Here is a 17,421-nt window from a genome sequence, read left to right on the forward strand (position 1 = left end):
CTCCCACAAGGGACAGAGGTGTTGTTGGCGGGAATTATTTCTCGCTGAGCGAAAACCGGGTCAGGCAGAACGTCGGTATTCCCATGTCCTCCAGCCGCCGGGAACCGAGCAATTCCGGCAAGTCGATGATCGCGGCGGCTTCATGGACCGTGGCGCCCATGCGGCGGATCAGGTTGGCGGCGGCAATCAACGTGCCGCCAGTGGCAATCAGGTCATCGAACATCACCACCGAATCGCCCTCGCACAGGCTGTCGGCGTGGACCTCCAGGAAAGCCTCGCCATACTCGGTCTGGTAGCCCTCGGCCAACACGTCAGCTGGCAGCTTGCCTTGCTTGCGGAACAGCACCAGCGGTTTATTCAACTGATAGGCCAGGATCGAGCCGATCAGGAAGCCGCGTGCGTCCATCGCGCCGATATGCGTGAAGCTGGCCTCGACGTAGCGATGGGCGAAGCTGTCCATGACCAGCCGCAGCGCGGTGGGGGACTGGAACAGCGGGGTGATGTCGCGAAAGATCACGCCTGGCTTGGGGAAGTCGATTACCGGGCGGATCAGGGATTTGATGTCGAAGGAGTCGAAGACCATCGTCGAGGTGTCCTGGCTGGCTGCAAACGCGGCAGTATAGCGCGGCGGCGGCAAAAGCCTCAGCCGCGCAGGCGCATCAGCCTTCGACCGAGCCGCCGGCCAGCGCGCAGAGCTGGATCGGGTCAAGGATATGGATTTCCTTGCCCTCGGCGGCAATCAGTTTGCTCTGCTGGAAACGGGTAAACACCCGGGATACGGTTTCCACCGCCAGGCCCAGGTAGTTGCCGATCTCGTTGCGCGACATACTCAGGCGAAACTGATTGGCCGAAAAACCACGGGCGCGAAAACGTGCCGAGAGGTTGACCAGGAAGGTCGCGATGCGCTCGTCGGCGGTTTTCTTCGAGAGCAGCAGCATCATCTGCTGGTCATCACGGATTTCCCGACTCATCACGCGCATCAATTGACGGCGCAGTTGCGGCAGTTGCAAGGCCAGCTCATCCAGGTGATCAAACGGAATTTCGCACACCGAGGTCGTCTCAAGCGCCTGGGCCGAGACCGGATGGGTCTCGGTGTCCATGCCCGACAGGCCGACCAGCTCGCTGGGCAAGTGGAAACCGGTGAGTTGCTCTTCGCCACCGTCGCTCAGGTTGAAGGTCTTCAAGGCGCCCGAGCGCACGGCATAGACCGAATCGAAGGCATCGCCCTGGCGGAACAGGAACTCGCCTTTTTTCAACGGACGGCCTCGTTTGACAATGTCGTCCAGCGCGTCCATGTCCTCCAGATTCAACGAAAGTGGCAGGCACAGAGGGGCCAGGCTGCAGTCCTTGCAATGGGCCTGGTTATGAGCGCGCGATTTGACTGGCTCGGACATTTCTTAAATCCTTGTGGGAAAACACACATAAGCCGTAAGGGTAACTCAGCACGCAAACACGGGCCAGTGCGGTATTGCCGTCAAATTGTCGCGCTCAGATGACGCGGGAAAAACGCTGTCGATTCTGCTGCTCCAGATACGCGTCGAATACCATGCAGACAGAACGCACCAGCAGACGTCCGGCGGGGAGGACCTTGAGGTGCGTAGCCGTCAGTTCGACCAGTCCGTCGTTGGCCATCGCCTGTAACTGCGGCCATAAAGAGCCGAAATAGGCCCGGAAATCGATATTGAAGGTGTGCTCGATCTCGGCGAATGCCAGGGTGAAATGACAAATCAATTGCTGGATCACTGCGCGCCGCAGCCTGTCGTCGGCATTGCACACCGTGCCCCGGCTGGTAGCCAATTGTCCGTCGGCTAGGGCGTTCTGGTACTGGTTCAGGTCACTGCTGTTCTGGCAGTACAAGTCGCCGATCTGGCTGATTGCCGAGACCCCGAGGCCGATCAGATCACAATGACCGTGAGTGGTGTAGCCCTGGAAATTGCGCTGCAAGGTCGCTTCCTCCTGGGCGATCGCCAGTTCGTCGTCGGGCAGGGCGAAGTGGTCCATGCCGATGTAGCGATACCCGGCGGCGGTCAGCTGTTCGATAGTGCTTTGCAACATGGCCAGTTTCTGCACTGGATTCGGCAGGTCCTGGCTGTTGATGCGCCGCTGCGGCATGAAGCGCTCCGGCAGGTGGGCGTAGTTGAACACCGAGAGACGGTCCGGCTGCAAGCTGATCACTTCCTCGACGGTGCGGGCGAAGTTTTCCGGGGTCTGCTTGGGCAAGCCATAGATCAGGTCGATGTTGATCGAGCGAAACTGCAGGGTCCGGGCGGCTTCGATCACTGCGCGGGTTTCATCCAGGCTCTGCAGGCGGTTGACGGCACGCTGCACGGTTGGGTCAAGGTCCTGCAGGCCGATGCTGACCCGGTTGAAACCCAGTTCCCGCAGCAGGCCCATGGTCGACCAATCCGCTTCCCGAGGGTCGATCTCGATGCCGTAGTCACCGCAATCGTCGTCCATCAGGTTGAAATGCTCGCGCAGCTTGGCCATCAACTGGCGCAGCTCGTCGTGACTGAGGAAGGTTGGCGTGCCACCACCCAGATGCAACTGTTCCACGCGCTGGGCCGGGTCCAGGTGGCAGCCGATCAGCTGGATTTCCTGCTCCAGGCGCTGCAGGTAGGCATGGGCGCGGCCGCGGTCCTTGGTGATGACCTTGTTGCAGGCGCAGTAGTAGCAAATATTCGCGCAAAACGGCACGTGAACATAAAGCGACAATGGCCTGCGGGCTTTGCGGCTTTCGCGCAGAGCGTGGAGCAGGTCGAACGTGCCCACCTGGCCGGCGAACTGGGCCGCGGTCGGGTACGAGGTATAGCGTGGTCCCGCCAGGTCGTAGCGGCGGATCAGGTCTGAATCCCAACGAATGGCGTCGAGCATGCGGGCGTTCCCCGGTTAGGCTGGCATGCTTGAAGTCTATGGGGGCGGGGGAGCAAGCGTGTTGATTTGCGTCAACGGGGCATGGGGTTGTCAGTGATCATGCCAGCCCAGGCAACTCAAACCCGTGGCGAGCATTCCCCATTGTCTGTGGGCTCGGTCAATGCCCCATGAGCCAGTGCTGATGCGGCCCCGGCAATGTCCAGATGCCGAAGACAATCACCAGCAACCCCCCGGCCATGCGCACGCTGCGTTTGCGCAGCAGCGCCGTGACGCGCTCTGCCGCGAGGCCGGTGGCGAGCAGCACCGGCCAGGTGCCCAGGCCGAAGGCGAGCATCAGCAGTGCGCTGTCCAGCGCGTTCCCCTGGCTGGCGGACCACAGCAGGGTGCTGTAGACCAGTCCGCAGGGCAGCCAGCCCCACAGCGCACCGAGCAGTAGCGCCCGGGGCAAGCTTGATACCGGCAGCAGGCGGTTGGCGATGGGTTGTATATGCCGCCACAAACCACGGCCCAGGCTTTCGATGCGGGTCAGGCCGCTCCACCAGCCTGCCAGGTAGAGTCCCATGACGATCAGCAGTAAACCGGCCAGCACGCGCAGGATCATCGCCGCCGGGCTGTTCGCCACGGCCCAGCCGGCCAGGCCGATCAGCAGGCCGGCCGCGGCGTAGCTGATGATGCGTCCCAGGTTATATGCGAGCAATAATTGCAAGCGGCGGCTGCGTTGTTCCTTGGGAATCGCCAGGGTCAGGGCGCCCATCAGGCCACCGCACATGCCCAGGCAATGACCGCCGCCGAGCAGGCCGAGGATGACGGCGGAAACCAGCATCGGCGCCAGGTCAAGCATGGGGCGGCGCCTTGTCGTCCGGTTTCTGTTCCGTGCCGCTGGCTTCCTCGACGGCCGCCTTGTGGTTCGGGTCCTGATCGTCGAACAGGATGCTATGGGCCGGGCCGTCGAGGTCGTCGTACTGGCCGCTGTCCACGGCCCAGAAAAAAATGTAGACGGCGACGGCCACGATCAACAGTGCGGCGGGGATCATCACGTAGAGAGCTGGCATCTCGGAACTCCAGGCCCGCGCGGCTCAGGCCGGCAGCGGACGGGTATCGGGCGTGGTTTCGCCAACCTGCGCCTGCGGTTGGCGGGTCAGCCGCAAGGCATTCAGCACCACGGTCAACGAACTGATGGACATGCCGACCGCGGCCCATACCGGCGTGATCCAGCCGAGGGCGGCGAACGGCAACATGAGGCCATTGTACAGCCCTGCCCAGACCAGGTTCTCGATGATCACGCGGCGGGTACGCCGGGCCAGGCTGAACGCATGAATCAGGGCATCGAGGCGGTTGGACAGCAGCACCGCGTCGGCGCTGGTCTTGGCAAGGTCGGTGGCCGAACCCATGGCGACACTGATGTCCGCCGCCGCCAGCACCGGCACGTCATTCACGCCATCACCGAGCATCAGCACCTTGCGACCCTGCTGGTGCAACTGCTGGAGCACGGCCAGCTTGTCGTCCGGACGCAAGCCGCCGCGGGCCTCGTCGATGCCCAATTCGGCGGCGACACTGGCCACCATCGGCGAGCTGTCACCGGAGAGCAATAGCGTCCGCCAGCCCCGCGCCTTGCAGGCGGCGAGCAGCGCCGGCGCATCTGCGCGCAGGCGGTCATCGAGGACGAACCAGGCCAGTGGCCCGATGTCGTCGCCCAGCAACAGCCATTGTCCGGGTTCGTCCGGCATCGGCGGTACGGCCGAGCCGCTCAGTTCGCAGACAAAACCGGGCTGGCCGATGCGCAGGCGTTGTTCGGCGACCAGGCCTTCAAGTCCCAGCCCCGGAGTGCTTTGTACCTGTTCAGCGGCCAATGGTGCGCGACCAAAAGCTCGCGCGATGGGGTGTTCCGAACGGTTTTCCAGGGCCGCGGCCAAACCCAGGCATTGATCACCGTCGAGAGTGGCCAGTGGCCGGATGGCGCGCAATGCGAGGCGGCCTTCGGTGAGGGTGCCGGTCTTGTCGAAAATCACCGTGTCGATCTGGTTAAGGCCTTCCAGCACATGACCACGCGTCAGCAGCAGGCCGAGTTTGTGCAGGGTTCCGGTGGCAGCTGTCAGAGCGGTTGGGGTCGCCAGAGACAGCGCGCAAGGACAGGTCGCGACCAGCATCGCCAGGACTATCCAGAACGCACGCGAAGCATCCAGCTGCCACCACAACAGGCCGATGGCCGCCGCGGCGACCAGGGAGAACAGCAGGAACCATTGGGCGGCGCGGTCGGCGATTTCCGCCAATCGTGGCTTCTCGGCCTGGGCCCGTTCCAGCAGGCGCACGATGGCCGATAACCGCGTGTCCTGTCCCAGCGCCCGTACTTCGACCGTCAGGGCGCCTTCGACGTTGAGCGTGCCTGCCGTTACCGCGTCGCCTGCCTGGCGCGGTTGCGGCAGGTATTCGCCGGTCAGCAGCGATTCGTCGACGCTGGACTGGCCGTCGAGAATCGTGCCATCGGCGGGCAGGATCGCTCCAGGCTGGACCAGCACACGGTCGCCGGTACGCAGTTCGCTGAGCAGGATGCGTTCGCTCTGGCCGCGCCCATCCAGGCGCAGGCACGACGCTGGCAGCAGGTTGACCAGTTGGGCGGTGGCCGCGGCGGTGCGCTCCCGGGCCCGGCGTTCCAGGTAGCGACCGGCGAGCAGGAACAGGGCGAACATGCCGACCGCATCGAAGTACAGCTCGCCCACGCCGGTGATGGAGGTCCAGATCCCGGCGATATAGGCGCTGCCGATGGCCAAGGACACCGAAACGTCCATGGTCAGGTGGCGGGTGCGCAAATCTCGCAGCGCACCTTTGAAGAAGGGCGCGCAACTGTAGAACACGATAGGCGTGGTGAGGAACAGTGCGACCCAGCGCAGGATGGTGTGCATCTCCGGGCTCAGGTCGATGTTGAATTCGGGCCAGGTCGCCATCGTCGCCATCATCGCCTGGAACCACAGCAGCCCGGCCACGCCCAATTGACGCAGGGCCAGGCGGTTCTGTGCGGCGAGTTGCTCGCTGGCCTGATCGGCCTGGTACGGGTGCGCGGCATAGCCGATCTGGCGCAGTTCGGCGAGCAGCGTGCTCAGCGGCAGTTGGGCGTCGGCCCAGCGTACGTGCAGGCGGTGGTTGGACAGGTTCAACCGCGCCTCGGCCACGGCCGGCAGGCTGCGCAATTGCTTTTCGATCAGCCAGCCGCAGGCGGCGCAACTGATGCCTTCCATCAGCAGGGTGGTTTCGGCCAGCTCGCCTTCATGGCGGACGAACGATTGCTGCACGTCGGGGCGATCATACAACGCCAGCTCGTCGGTCAATTGGACGGGCAGGGCTTGTGGGTTGGCCGACGCTTCGCTGCGATGCAGATAATAATGCTCAAGGCCACCGGCAACGATTGCTTCGGCCACCGCCTGGCAACCGGGGCAACACAGCTCACGGGTCTCACCGAGGACAACGGCGGTGAAGCGACTGCCAGGAGGTACGGGCAGGGCGCAGTGGTAGCAAGGCTGTGGAGTGGTCATGGTTGTCGCGCGAAAACCTTTTTGTGGCGAGGGAGCTTGCTCCCGCTCGGCTGCGAAGCAGTCACAGTGTGAGTACAACAAGACGCGTGAGAAGCGCTGGATTAACAACAGGGCCGCTTTGCGGCCCAGCGGGAGCAAGCTCCCTCGCCACACAACAGCGGTTTATTTTTTCAGGTCTTCAGCGCCTTGCAGCGGCTCGTCGCCAAGCTGGATATCCTGGCCATGGGTGATCTGTTCTTCTTCAAAGAGGCGCCAGGTCTGGTGGTTTTCCATACCCAGCAATTCGACGAAGCGGCGGCCTTCGATCTTGTCCGCCAATTGGCCGACGTAGCGTCCTGGTTCGCTGTCGTTGCGGGTCAACACAATCTTGCGGTCTTTTTCCGGTTGCGTCGGCGAGATCAGGCTCAGCTCCACGGTCTGGGGCCGGCTGTTGCCGTTCAGGCGCAGGCTCACTTCACCGGTGAGGTCGTCCAGTTGCGCGTTGGCATGCAGCTGCAGGGTCTGGGCCAGCAGTTCGCGTTCCAGCGAGCGATTGATGCCCTTGCCAGCTTCGTAATAGTTGTCGTTGACCAGGTTGTCCGGGTTCTTCACTGCGATGGTCACCATGGTCAGGCTCAGTGTCACCGAGCAAGCGAGAATCCCGATAATGATCCACGGCCAGAGGTGCTTGTACCAAGGGCTGGTGGCGGTTGCTGCAGGCATGTGCATTTCTCTCAACGAGTCTGTGGGCCGATGAACCGGCTCTTGGCTTCAACATGGACGCTGTCGTCATCGGCATCCTTGAGGATGAAGGTCACCTCATTGGTGCTGGACGGCAATTGTTCCGGTGCGCTGGATAACTCTACCGGCTGGCTGTAGATATCACCGGCCGCGACCTTGATCTCCCGTCTACCCTGCAACTTCAGATCAGGCAGACCGGTCGCCTCCAGCACATAGGTATGGTCACGCTGGTCCTTGTTCATGATTTTCAGGCTGTAGACGTTCTCGATCCGGCCTTCGGCGTTCTCGCGGTACAGCACGCGGTCCTTGCTGACGTCGAAACCCACCAGCGAGCGCATGAAGAACGCGGCTACCAACAGGCTGATCATCGCCAGCAGCACCAGGGCATAACCGATCAGGCGCGGGCGCAGTTTATGGGTTTTCTGCCCCGAGAGGTTGTGTTCCGTGGTGTAGCTGATCAGGCCACGTGGATAATCCATCTTGTCCATGATGTTGTCGCAGGCATCGATGCAGGCTGCGCAGCCGATGCATTCGATCTGCAGGCCGTCGCGGATGTCGATACCGGTAGGGCAGACCTGGACGCACATGGTGCAATCGATGCAGTCCCCCAGGCCCAGCGCCTTGTAGTCGATACCTTTCTTGCGCGGGCCACGGGCTTCGCCGCGACGCGGGTCGTAGGAAACGATCAGGGTGTCCTTGTCGAACATCACGCTCTGGAAGCGAGCGTACGGGCACATGTAGATGCACACTTGCTCACGCAGCCAGCCGGCATTGCCGTAGGTGGCCAAGGTGAAGAAGCCGACCCAGAAATATGACCAGCCGTCGGCCTGGCCGGTGAAGAACTCGAAGACCAGCTCGCGGATGGGGGTGAAATAACCAACGAAGGTCATGCCGGTGACAAAACCGATGAGCAGCCACAGGCTGTGCTTGGCGAACTTGCGCAGGAATTTGTTGGCGCTCATGGGCGTTTTGTCGAGCTTGATGCGCTGGTTGCGATCGCCTTCGGTGACCTTTTCGCACCACATGAAAATCCACGTCCATACGCTTTGTGGGCAGGTATAGCCGCACCACACTCGACCGGCATAGACGGTAATGAAAAACAGGCCGAAGGCCGCGATGATCAGCAGCCCCGAAAGGAGGATGAAGTCCTGAGGCCAGAAGGTCGCGCCAAAAATAAAGAATTTGCGCTCCGGCAGGTTCCACCAGACGGCCTGATGACCGCCCCAGTTCAGCCAGACTGTACCGAAATACAGCAGGAACAGAACCGCCCCGCCAACCATGCGCAGGTTGCGAAACAGGCCAGTGAAGGCGCGGGTGTAGATTTTTTCCCGAGAGGCATAGAGGTCGACGCTTTTGTTGGCGTCCTTGGCAGGCGGGGTAACGTCATGTACCGGAATCTGGTTGCTCATCAATTGCATCCCACGGCAGTGGAAAAATGCCGAGGCCAGTACGTGCCGACCACGGTCAGAAAGGGTGTTGCAATGGCGCAATGATACGCCTGTCGCTCTGGCTCAAGGCTGCGACCTTTGGTCGCGTTGGGCGTCGGCGCCGAATGGTGTAGCGGATGTAACAACTCATGACCCAGATCAATTGACTATAGCCATGTCATGGTATCCGGCGCACGCATCTGTTACTGGCTAGCAACCCATGGATTGATCAGCGCCACGCCGCTGCTTCTGAAATCCGCCACGTTGCGGGACACCACGGTCAGCCCATGGACCAGCGCCGTGGCGGCGATCAGCGCATCGCACTCATTGCTGCGGTCCGGGACATGCAGGCGGGCGCAGCGCAGCGCCACGGCGCGGTCGACCGCGAGGATCCTGCCGGCAAATGTGGGCATGACGTGGTTATCCAGCCATGCACGCAAACGGCTGCCTTGCGCCGGGTCCTTGCGCTCAAAGCGCAAGACTCCGGTTTCCAGTTCCAATACGGTGATGGCCGAAACATACAGGCTGGGAGCGGGGACACTGCGTGCCCAGGCTTGTACGTTTTTATCGGCCTGGGGCTTGCGCAGCTCCGAGATGACGTTGGTATCGAGTAGGAACATTCAGGACAGGTCCACCGAGCGGGGCGTGATGACGGCGCGCTCGGGATCGAAGTCGATATCCGGCGCATCGGGCATGACCAGCAACTCGACGATGCTGGTGCCAGCGCCGGTCAGTTTCTGGTACTCCTCAATGCTTAGCAGCACATGGGCCGGCTTACCACGGTCGGTGATGATGACCGGGCCTTCTCGGGTAGCTTTTTTGGCACCGCTTGTGTCGTGGTTGAACTCGCGGCTGGAAATGGTGGTGATGGACACGGCGGCGTCTCCCATCGAGTGAGAATGTAGGCACGTTACTACCGGCGCCGGATGCAAGCAAGGGTGAACAGGTGCAGCATGTTTCCCTGTGGAAAAAAAAAGGCCCCGCCAATGTGATTGGCGGGGCCTTCGTGTATCAGCTATTTGTCTTACTGAGCGTCAGCAGCCGGAGCCTTTTCGCCGTGGGACAGGCTGTAGACATAGGCGGCCAGCAAGTGGACCTTGTCGTTGCCTTGCAGATCGGCCTGGGCCGGCATCTGGCCTTGGCGACCGTAGCGGATGGTCTGCTGCAACTGCGCGAAGCTCGAACCATAGATGAAACCGGCCGGGTGTGTCAGGTCGGGTGCGCCCATGGCGGGCGTGCCTTTGCCGGCGGGTCCGTGGCAGGCCACGCAGTTGGCGGCGAACAGCTTCTGGCCGTTGGCCGGATCGGCCTTGGCGCCTTCCGGCAGTTTGCGACTGTGCAGGTTGGTTACCAAATAGGCAGCCACATCGGCGACGCCTTGTTCGCCAACTACGGCAGCCCAGCCCGGCATGACGGCATGACGACCACCCATGATGGTGGTCTTGATGGTCTCCGGCTCGCCACCCCAGCGCCAGTCGGCGTCGGTGAGGTTAGGAAAGCCGTAGGCGCCCTTGGCGTCGGAACCGTGGCAGACCGAGCAGTTGGAGGCAAACAGGCGGCCACCCATTTTCAGGGCCTGCGGGTCCTTGGCGACTTCTTCAATCGGCATGGAGGCAAACTTGGCGAAGATCGGGCCGAACTTGGCATCCGAGCGGGCCATTTCCTTTTCCCATTCGTGTACGCCGGTCCAGCCGGTCTGGCCGTTGGCGAAAGAGGTCTGCTTTTCAGTGTCCAGGTAGTTATAGCCTGGCAGCAGGCCTTTCCAGTTGCCCAGGCCAGGGTAGAGCACCAGGTAACCAAGGGCGAACACGATGGTGCCGACGAACAGCATGAACCACCATTTCGGCAGCGGGTTGTCGTACTCCTCGATCCCGTCGAAGGAGTGGCCGACCGTCTCCTCGGTGGCTTCGCTGCGCTGGCCCTTGCGGGTCGACAGCAGCAGCCAGGTCAGGGCGAAGATCGTTCCCAGGCTGAGGACTGTGACGTACAGACTCCAGAACGTAGTCATTCTTTGTTACTCCTAGAAGCTTGCTCGACGTGCTTGATGGCTTCGGGATCATCCGCGAACGGCAGCAAGGTCGCGTCTTCGAACTCCGACTTGCGCTTGGGGCTGAACACCCACAGGGCCAGGCCGATAAAGGCCACCATCACAACGACGGTGCCCAGGCCACGAATCATCCCGATATCCATCCAGATCACCGTTTGCTTTTGATGATGGTGCCCAGGCCTTGCAGATAGGCCACCAGCGCGTCCATTTCAGTCTTGCCTTTTACGGCATCCCTTGCACCGGCGATGTCTTCGTCGGTGTAGGGCACGCCGAGGGCGCGCAGGACTTCCATTTTCTTGGCGGTGTCTTTGCCGTCGAGCTTGTTTTCTACGAGGAACGGGTAGGCCGGCATCTTCGATTCAGGCACCACGTTGCGCGGGTTGTACAAGTGCGCACGCTGCCAGTCATCGGAGTAGCGACCACCGACGCGGGCCAGGTCCGGACCGGTGCGCTTGGAACCCCACAGGAACGGGTGGTCCCAGACGCTTTCACCGGCAACGGAATAATGGCCGTAGCGTTCGGTTTCAGCACGGAACGGACGGATCATCTGCGAGTGGCAGCCGACACAACCGTTGGCGATGTAGACGTCGCGGCCTTCCAGTTCAAGAGCGGTGCGCGGCTTCATGCCTTCGACCGGCTTGTTGGTGACATCCTGGAAGAACAGCGGAACGATCTGGGTCAGGCCGCCAATGCTGACGGCGATGACCATGAAGAAGGCCAGCAGGCCGATATTCTTCTCTACTGCTTCGTGCTTCATCAGTGAGCTCCAACTACGGCGATCTTGGCGGCGGCTTCAGCTTCAGCCGGGTCAGAGGCACGAACGGTGCGATACACGTTGTAGGCCATCAGCAGCATGCCGCTGGCGAAGAACGCGCCGCCCAGGGCACGGACGATGAAACCGGGGTGGCTGGCTTGCAGCGCTTCAACGAACGAATAGGTCAGGGTGCCGTCGTCGTTGATCGCGCGCCACATCAGGCCCTGGGTGATGCCGTTGACCCACATCGAGGCGATGTAGAGCACGGTACCGATGGTGGCGAGCCAGAAGTGCGCGTTGATCAGGCCGGTGCTGTGCATCTGCGCACGACCGAACAATTTCGGGATCATGTGGTAGATGGCGCCGATGGAGATCATCGCGACCCAGCCGAGCGCACCGGCATGTACGTGGCCGATGGTCCAGTCGGTGTAGTGGCTCAGGGAGTTGACGGTCTTGATAGCCATCATCGGACCTTCGAAGGTCGACATGCCGTAGAACGCCAGGGATACCACCAGAAAGCGCAGGATCGGGTCGGTGCGCAGCTTATGCCAGGCGCCCGAGAGGGTCATCATGCCGTTGATCATGCCGCCCCAGCTTGGCGCCAGCAGGATGATCGACATTGCCATGCCCAGGGATTGCGCCCAGTCCGGCAGCGCGGTGTAGTGCAGGTGGTGCGGACCGGCCCAGATATACAGGGTGATCAGCGCCCAGAAGTGCACGATGGACAGGCGGTAGGAATAGATCGGACGCTCGGCCTGTTTCGGCACGAAGTAGTACATCATCCCCAGGAAGCCGGTGGTCAGGAAGAAGCCCACGGCGTTGTGGCCGTACCACCACTGGATCATCGCGTCGGTCGCGCCCGAGTAGGCCGAGTAGGACTTGAAGAAGCTGACCGGCAGCGAAGCGTGGTTGACAATGTGCAGCATGGCGGTCACGACGATGAATGCACCGTAGAACCAGTTGCCGACATAGATGTGCTTGGTCTTGCGCTTGACGATGGTGCCGAAGAACACCAGACCGTAGGTCACCCAGACAATGGCCAACAGAATAGCCAGCGGCCATTCCAGTTCCGCGTATTCCTTGGTGGTGGTGAAACCCATTGGCAAGGTCACGATCGCGCCGACGATCACCGCTTGCCAACCCCAGAAGGTGAAGGCGGCGAGGCTGTCGGAAATCAGTCGCGTCTGGCAGGTTCGCTGCACGACGTAGTAGGAGGTGGCAAACAACGCACAACCACCGAAGGCGAAGATCACCAGGTTGGTGTGCAGCGGGCGCAGGCGTCCAAATGTCGTCCATGGCAGATCGAAGTTCAACTCCGGCCAGACCAGTTGCGAGGCGATGAAGACACCGAGCCCCATGCCAAGGATCCCCCAGACCACCGTCATGATGGCGAACTGGCGGACTACCTTATAGTTATAAGCAGTCGGACTGATTGCTGTGCTCATTCTAAGGTTCCACGGTTTGGGTATTTTATTAGGATAAAAATCGGCCGCAAGTATGGAGAAAGCGGGGGGTCATTGCAACGCGCCATGACCTGCGTCAATGCTTTCCAACGCTGATTCTGCGGCCTTTCCATGCGCCGCGTAGGGACAAAAATCGCCCCCGACAAATTGTCGCGTCAAATGTACGAGGCGAGGGGGGCGGGTCGGTTGTAACGGGGTGTGTTCAAACGCTGCGTTCGAGTGATGCCCGGGCTTCCTGGCAACAGTCAGTATCTGCCTGACTTCACGGGATTTTTGTCGAACGAGCGGCAAACACATCGGGTCGGCTCGACCAGGTCCCGGCAGTCGCCCACATGCTTTGGGGCAAGCTTAGACGCGATTGCAGCGAACCGAAAGGAAGACCTTGGAAGGGTGCGACAATGGGTCGCGCAATGATATGGATCAGCCGCATCCGGATGAATGCGACTGATCAAGTGGACAGGATTTATTCGCTTTTGCGTTCAGCTTGCAGGCGCTCGGTACCGGTGCCGTGGGAAAGGCTGTAGACGTAGGCGGCGAGCAGTTGCACCTTGTCGTTGCCGAGCAGCTCGTTCTGCGCCGGCATATGCCCTTGGCGGCCATGGCGGATGGTCTGCTGCAACTGGGCGAGGCTAGTGCCGTAGATGAAACCGGCCGGTTGCGTCAGGTTCGGCGCGCCCATGGCTTCGGTGCCCTGGCCGTTGGCGCCGTGGCAAGCAACGCAGGTGGTGTTGAAGGCTTGTTGACCGGCTTGCAAGTCGGCACCGCTATCGGCCGGCAGAGGCAGGCCGGCCAGGTCATGGCGTACATAGGCGGCGACGTTCTTGACCCCGGCATCGCCGAGTACTTCACCCCAGGCCGGCATCGCTGCCATGCGGCCGCCCATGATGGTTGCCTTGATGGTCTCGGCATCGCCGCCCCAGCGCCAGTTGCTGTCAGTCAGGTTCGGAAAGCCGAAGGCGCCCTTGGCGTCCGAGCCATGGCAGACCGAGCAGTTGGAGGCGAACAGGCGGCCCCCCATCTTCAACGCTTGCGGGTCCTTGGCGACATCCTCTATCGGCATCGCGGCGAATTTAGCGAAGATCGGCCCGAACCTGGCGTCGGCCCTGGCCATTTCCCGTTCCCATTCATGGGCGCCGGTCCAGCCGTTTTCATAGCCGGGCAGGATCCCTTTCCAGTTGCCCAGGCCGGGATACAGGATCAGGTAGCCGACGGAAAATACCAGGGTGCCGGCAAACAACAGGAACCACCATTGCGGCAGCGGGTTGTCGTACTCCTCGATGCCGTCGAAGCTGTGGCCCATGGTCTGGTCGACACTGCCCTTGGTCTCGCCCTTGCGGGTGCCGATCAGCAGCCAGGTCAGGCCGATGAGGCTGCCGAGGGTCAGTACGCAGATCCACGTACTCCAGAAAGTGCTCATGACCGGGTACTCCTTGGTGCGGGGTCTTGGGGGGTAGCGTCAGCGGGCGGCTCGTCGGCGAACGGCAGCAGGCGCGCCAGGGCGAATTCCGGGCCGCGCTTGCTGCTGAACACCCACAGGGTCAGGCCGATGAAGGCCACGAACACCACGACCGTGCCCAGGCCGCGAATCATTCCAGTGCTCATTTCAAGGACCATGGCGCTTACCTCTTGCTCTTGATGGCAGTGCCGAGCACTTGCAGGTAGGCCACCAGCGCGTCCATCTCGGTCTTGCCCTTCAGCGAGGCGACGCTGCCAGCGATGTCCTCGTCGGTATACGGCACGCCAAGGGTGCGCATGGCGCGCAGCTTGCCTTCGGTGTGGCTGCTGTCGACCGCCTGGGTCACCAGCCATGGGTAGGCCGGCATTTTCGACTCGGGCACGACGTTGCGCGGGTTGTACAGGTGGGCGCGGTGCCAGTCATCGGAGTAGCGCGCGCCGACCCGGGCCAGGTCCGGCCCGGTGCGTTTGGAGCCCCACAGGAACGGGTGATCCCAGACGCTTTCGCCGGCGACGGAGTAGTGCCCGTAGCGTTCGGTTTCGGCGCGGAATGGACGGATCATCTGCGAGTGGCAGCCGACGCAGCCTTCGCGGATGTAGACGTCGCGGCCTTCGAGCTGCAGGGCGGTGTAGGGCTTCATGCCGTCCACCGGTTTGTTGGTCACGTCCTGGAAGAACAGCGGCACGATCTGGGTCAGGCCGCCGATACTCACGGCCAGGACCATCAGCAGCATCAGCAGGCCGACGTTTTTTTCAATTGTTTCGTGTTTCATGGCGGACTCCTCAAGCCATCTGCGCGGCAGCGGCGGCTTCGGCAGGCTGGTAGGCCCGCACGGTGCGCCAGGTGTTGTAGGCCATCAGCAGCATGCCGGCGAGGAAGATCGCCCCACCCGCCAACCGCACGATGAAGCCCGGGTGGCTGGCCACCAGGGTTTCGACGAACGAGTAGGTGAGCGTGCCGTCCTCGTTCACCGCTCGCCACATCAGGCCCTGGGCGATGCCGTTGACCCACATCGAGGCGATGTAGAGCACGGTGCCGATGGTGGCGAGCCAGAAGTGCGCATTGATCAGGCCGATGCTGTGCATCTGCGCCCGGCCGAAGACTTTCGGGATCATGTGGTACAGCGCGCCGATGGAAATCATCGCCACCCAGCCGAGTGCACCGGCGTGCACGTGGCCGATGGTCCAGTCGGTGTAATGGGAGAGGGCGTTGACGGTCTTGATCGCCATCATCGGGCCTTCGAAGGTCGACATGCCGTAGAACGCCAGGGATACCACGAGAAAGCGCAGGATCGGGTCGCTGCGCAACTTATGCCAGGCTCCCGAGAGGGTCATCATGCCGTTGATCATGCCGCCCCAGCTGGGCGCCAGCAGGATCAGCGACATCACCATGCCCAACGACTGTGCCCAGTCAGGCAGCGCGGTGTAGTGCAGATGGTGCGGGCCGGCCCAGATGTACAGCGTGATCAGCGCCCAGAAGTGCACGATGGACAAGCGATAGGAATACACCGGGCGCTCGGCCTGTTTCGGCACGAAGTAATACATCATTCCGAGGAAACCGGCGGTGAGGAAAAAGCCCACGGCGTTGTGCCCGTACCACCACTGCACCATCGCGTCCGTGGCGCCGGCATACACCGAGTAGGATTTGGTGAGGCTCACCGGCAGTTCCAGGTTGTTGACGATGTGCAGGAGCGCCACGGTCAGGATGAACCCGCCGAAAAACCAGTTGCCGACATAGATGTGTTTGGTGTTGCGTTTGGCCACGGTGCCAAAGAACACGATGGCGTAGGCGACCCAGACAATGGTGATGAGGATGTCGATTGGCCACTCGAGCTCGGCATATTCCTTGGAACTGGTGTAGCCCAGTGGCAGGCTGATGGCCGCCAGCAGGATCACCAGTTGCCAGCCCCAGAAGCAGAACGCGGCGAGTTTCGGCGCAAACAGCTGGGTCTGGCAGGTGCGTTGCACCGAGTAGAACGAACTGGCGAACAGGGCGCAGCCGCCGAAGGCGAAGATCACCGCGTTGGTGTGCAGTGGGCGCAGGCGGCCGAAGCTGGTCCAGGGCAAATCGAAGTTGAGCTGTGGCCAGACCAATTGGGCCGCGAGAAAAACCCCGAGGCCCATGCCGACGATGCCCCACACCACCGTCATAATGGCGAATTGGCGGACCACCTTGTAGTTGTAGGCGGTACTGATAGAAGTGTTCATGGTTCCCCATCCACGGTTCAGCCGAAGTGCGCGCCCGCGCAGGGCAGGTGCAGCGTTCTTCGCCTGGAGTTATAGGCAGACTGAAAGCGAGGCAAGCATGAACAAACAGCACAAGGCCAGTATTGACGGGGATCAATGGGCGCGATGCGTGACCGAGCGCGGCTGGTTGTGGACAGCCGCGAAACCAGGTGCTGGCGCCGAATTGCCGACGCTGATTTTGGCCCATGGTGCGGGTGCGCCGATGGACAGCGGCTTCATGAACGAAATGGCCGCGCGCCTTGTAGCTCAAGGCGTCAATGTGTTGCGCTTCGAGTTTCCCTACATGGCCCAACGGCGCGTGGACGGGGGCAAGCGGCCACCTAACCCGGCGCCTAAGCTGCTGGAATGCTGGCGTGAGGTGTACGCCACGGTGCGACCGTATGTCGCTGGGCGGCTGGCGATTGGCGGCAAATCCATGGGCGGGCGCATGGCAAGCCTGGTGGCCGATGAGCTGGGTGCCGATGCGCTGGTATGCCTCGGGTATCCCTTCTATGCCGTGGGCAAGCCGGAGAAACCGCGGGTCGAGCATTTGGCGGCGTTGGAAACCCGGGCGTTGATTGTCCAGGGCGAGCGGGATGCGTTGGGTAATCGCGAGGCGGTCGAAGGTTATGCCTTGTCACCTGCTATCGAAGTGCTGTGGTTGACGGCAGGGGATCATGATTTAAAGCCGCTGAAGGCTTCGGGATTCAGCCATGGGCAGCATCTGGAGGCGGCGGCGCAGGGAGTGGCTGGGTTCTTGTCTCAAGATTGATGGCGCTTGTGCGGGCCTCTTCGCGAGCAGGCTCGCTCCCACAATTGGAGTGCATTTCAATGAGCAACCTGGAACTCCTGTGGGAGCGAGCCTGCTCGCGAAAGCGATCTTTCAGAGAGTAAAAAACCCGGAAGCTTTCGCTGTCCGGGTTTTCAGTTT

General features: G+C 61.8%; 19 protein-coding genes. 1 reads left to right on the forward strand and 18 read right to left on the reverse strand.

The features are described 5' to 3' along the window. Positions 1-34: 34 nt before the first annotated feature. From ACE04F_RS13920 to ccoN (ACE04F_RS14005), 18 genes are all read right to left on the reverse strand, one after another. Positions 35-583 carry an adenine phosphoribosyltransferase gene (locus tag ACE04F_RS13920; RefSeq protein ID WP_305499944.1) on the reverse strand — a complete coding sequence of 183 codons (549 nt, stop codon included), beginning with the start codon at positions 581-583 and terminating at the stop codon, positions 35-37. Between the two features lie 76 nt (positions 584-659). Further along, positions 660-1,394, reverse strand: a complete 735-nt coding sequence (gene fnr, locus ACE04F_RS13925; protein ID WP_305499946.1) for a fumarate/nitrate reduction transcriptional regulator Fnr — start codon at positions 1,392-1,394, stop codon at positions 660-662. 94 nt (positions 1,395-1,488) lie between these two features. Continuing rightward, positions 1,489-2,871 (reverse strand): oxygen-independent coproporphyrinogen III oxidase, encoded by a 1,383-nt coding sequence (hemN, locus tag ACE04F_RS13930; protein ID WP_486107537.1) that lies wholly within the window; start codon positions 2,869-2,871, stop codon positions 1,489-1,491. Positions 2,872-3,028: 157 nt separating this feature from the next. Beyond that, entirely contained in the window at positions 3,029-3,712 is a 684-nt protein-coding gene (locus ACE04F_RS13935; protein ID WP_486107539.1) for a sulfite exporter TauE/SafE family protein, read from the reverse strand. After that, on the reverse strand, positions 3,705-3,923 hold the full coding sequence (ccoS, locus tag ACE04F_RS13940) for a cbb3-type cytochrome oxidase assembly protein CcoS (protein ID WP_486107541.1): 219 nt from the start codon (positions 3,921-3,923) through the stop codon (positions 3,705-3,707). The genes ACE04F_RS13935 and ccoS overlap by 8 nt, the downstream gene beginning before the upstream one ends. A gap of 24 nt (positions 3,924-3,947) precedes the next feature. After that, positions 3,948-6,398: a heavy metal translocating P-type ATPase gene (locus tag ACE04F_RS13945; protein WP_486107543.1), complete on the reverse strand. Its 2,451-nt coding sequence runs from the start codon at positions 6,396-6,398 to the stop codon at positions 3,948-3,950. Between the two features lie 162 nt (positions 6,399-6,560). Continuing rightward, on the reverse strand, positions 6,561-7,100 hold the full coding sequence (locus ACE04F_RS13950; RefSeq protein WP_486107545.1) for a FixH family protein: 540 nt from the start codon (positions 7,098-7,100) through the stop codon (positions 6,561-6,563). An 11-nt stretch (positions 7,101-7,111) separates the two neighbouring features. Then, a complete protein-coding gene (gene ccoG, locus ACE04F_RS13955) occupies positions 7,112-8,527 on the reverse strand; it encodes a cytochrome c oxidase accessory protein CcoG (RefSeq protein WP_486107547.1) in 1,416 nt (471 codons plus the stop codon). A gap of 221 nt (positions 8,528-8,748) precedes the next feature. Further along, positions 8,749-9,165 carry a PIN domain-containing protein gene (locus ACE04F_RS13960; protein WP_486107549.1) on the reverse strand — a complete coding sequence of 139 codons (417 nt, stop codon included), beginning with the start codon at positions 9,163-9,165 and terminating at the stop codon, positions 8,749-8,751. Then, the gene (locus ACE04F_RS13965) at positions 9,166-9,420 is read right to left on the reverse strand and encodes a type II toxin-antitoxin system Phd/YefM family antitoxin (protein WP_434631250.1); all 255 of its coding nucleotides are present in this window, start codon (positions 9,418-9,420) and stop codon (positions 9,166-9,168) included. It abuts the gene before it with no gap. 149 nt (positions 9,421-9,569) lie between these two features. Further along, on the reverse strand, positions 9,570-10,553 hold the full coding sequence (gene ccoP, locus ACE04F_RS13970; RefSeq protein WP_486107551.1) for a cytochrome-c oxidase, cbb3-type subunit III: 984 nt from the start codon (positions 10,551-10,553) through the stop codon (positions 9,570-9,572). Continuing rightward, entirely contained in the window at positions 10,550-10,735 is a 186-nt protein-coding gene (locus ACE04F_RS13975; protein WP_003175465.1) for a CcoQ/FixQ family Cbb3-type cytochrome c oxidase assembly chaperone, read from the reverse strand. Before ACE04F_RS13975 ends, ccoP (ACE04F_RS13970) begins: the two co-directional genes overlap by 4 nt. 5 nt (positions 10,736-10,740) lie before the next feature. After that, on the reverse strand, positions 10,741-11,349 hold the full coding sequence (ccoO, locus tag ACE04F_RS13980) for a cytochrome-c oxidase, cbb3-type subunit II (RefSeq protein WP_305499959.1): 609 nt from the start codon (positions 11,347-11,349) through the stop codon (positions 10,741-10,743). Further along, entirely contained in the window at positions 11,349-12,791 is a 1,443-nt protein-coding gene (gene ccoN, locus ACE04F_RS13985; protein ID WP_030140905.1) for a cytochrome-c oxidase, cbb3-type subunit I, read from the reverse strand. The genes ccoO (ACE04F_RS13980) and ccoN (ACE04F_RS13985) overlap by 1 nt, the downstream gene beginning before the upstream one ends. A gap of 481 nt (positions 12,792-13,272) precedes the next feature. Continuing rightward, positions 13,273-14,226, reverse strand: coding sequence for a cytochrome-c oxidase, cbb3-type subunit III (ccoP, locus tag ACE04F_RS13990; protein WP_486107554.1), 954 nt, complete (start codon positions 14,224-14,226; stop codon positions 13,273-13,275). Beyond that, positions 14,223-14,423 carry a cbb3-type cytochrome oxidase subunit 3 gene (locus tag ACE04F_RS13995; RefSeq protein ID WP_486107556.1) on the reverse strand — a complete coding sequence of 67 codons (201 nt, stop codon included), beginning with the start codon at positions 14,421-14,423 and terminating at the stop codon, positions 14,223-14,225. Before ACE04F_RS13995 ends, ccoP (ACE04F_RS13990) begins: the two co-directional genes overlap by 4 nt. Positions 14,424-14,428: 5 nt before the next feature. After that, positions 14,429-15,037, reverse strand: a complete 609-nt coding sequence (ccoO, locus tag ACE04F_RS14000) for a cytochrome-c oxidase, cbb3-type subunit II (protein WP_486107558.1) — start codon at positions 15,035-15,037, stop codon at positions 14,429-14,431. 10 nt (positions 15,038-15,047) lie between these two features. Further along, on the reverse strand, positions 15,048-16,472 hold the full coding sequence (ccoN, locus tag ACE04F_RS14005) for a cytochrome-c oxidase, cbb3-type subunit I (RefSeq protein ID WP_305499963.1): 1,425 nt from the start codon (positions 16,470-16,472) through the stop codon (positions 15,048-15,050). Positions 16,473-16,569: 97 nt separating this feature from the next. On the opposite strand from ccoN (ACE04F_RS14005), the gene ACE04F_RS14010 reads away from it, so the two are divergent. Then, positions 16,570-17,262: an alpha/beta family hydrolase gene (locus tag ACE04F_RS14010; protein WP_486107560.1), complete on the forward strand. Its 693-nt coding sequence runs from the start codon at positions 16,570-16,572 to the stop codon at positions 17,260-17,262. Positions 17,263-17,421: the final 159 nt, after the last annotated feature.

It is taken from the genome of Pseudomonas sp. AGC41 (assembly GCF_057334555.1).

Bases quoted from the DNA above. Each gene is read 5' to 3' on its own strand.
- ACE04F_RS13945 (WP_486107543.1), bottom strand. From the start codon at position 6,398: ATGACCACTCCACAGCCTTGCTACCACTGCGCCCTGCCCGTACCTCCT.
- hemN (WP_486107537.1), bottom strand. From the start codon at position 2,871: ATGCTCGACGCCATTCGTTGGGATTCAGACCTGATCCGCCGCTACGAC.
- ccoO (WP_486107558.1), bottom strand. From the start codon at position 15,037: ATGAAACACGAAACAATTGAAAAAAACGTCGGCCTGCTGATGCTGCTG.
- ACE04F_RS13960 (WP_486107549.1), bottom strand. From the start codon at position 9,165: ATGTTCCTACTCGATACCAACGTCATCTCGGAGCTGCGCAAGCCCCAG.
- ccoN (WP_305499963.1), bottom strand. From the start codon at position 16,472: ATGAACACTTCTATCAGTACCGCCTACAACTACAAGGTGGTCCGCCAA.
- ACE04F_RS13995 (WP_486107556.1), bottom strand. From the start codon at position 14,423: ATGGTCCTTGAAATGAGCACTGGAATGATTCGCGGCCTGGGCACGGTC.
- ccoN (WP_030140905.1), bottom strand. From the start codon at position 12,791: ATGAGCACAGCAATCAGTCCGACTGCTTATAACTATAAGGTAGTCCGC.
- ACE04F_RS13950 (WP_486107545.1), bottom strand. From the start codon at position 7,100: ATGCCTGCAGCAACCGCCACCAGCCCTTGGTACAAGCACCTCTGGCCG.
- fnr (WP_305499946.1), bottom strand. From the start codon at position 1,394: ATGTCCGAGCCAGTCAAATCGCGCGCTCATAACCAGGCCCATTGCAAG.
- ACE04F_RS13975 (WP_003175465.1), bottom strand. From the start codon at position 10,735: ATGGATATCGGGATGATTCGTGGCCTGGGCACCGTCGTTGTGATGGTG.
- ACE04F_RS13935 (WP_486107539.1), bottom strand. From the start codon at position 3,712: ATGCTTGACCTGGCGCCGATGCTGGTTTCCGCCGTCATCCTCGGCCTG.
- ACE04F_RS13920 (WP_305499944.1), bottom strand. From the start codon at position 583: ATGGTCTTCGACTCCTTCGACATCAAATCCCTGATCCGCCCGGTAATC.
- ccoO (WP_305499959.1), bottom strand. From the start codon at position 11,349: ATGAAGCACGAAGCAGTAGAGAAGAATATCGGCCTGCTGGCCTTCTTC.
- ccoG (WP_486107547.1), bottom strand. From the start codon at position 8,527: ATGAGCAACCAGATTCCGGTACATGACGTTACCCCGCCTGCCAAGGAC.
- ccoS (WP_486107541.1), bottom strand. From the start codon at position 3,923: ATGCCAGCTCTCTACGTGATGATCCCCGCCGCACTGTTGATCGTGGCC.
- ccoP (WP_486107554.1), bottom strand. From the start codon at position 14,226: ATGAGCACTTTCTGGAGTACGTGGATCTGCGTACTGACCCTCGGCAGC.
- ACE04F_RS14010 (WP_486107560.1), top strand. From the start codon at position 16,570: ATGAACAAACAGCACAAGGCCAGTATTGACGGGGATCAATGGGCGCGA.
- ccoP (WP_486107551.1), bottom strand. From the start codon at position 10,553: ATGACTACGTTCTGGAGTCTGTACGTCACAGTCCTCAGCCTGGGAACG.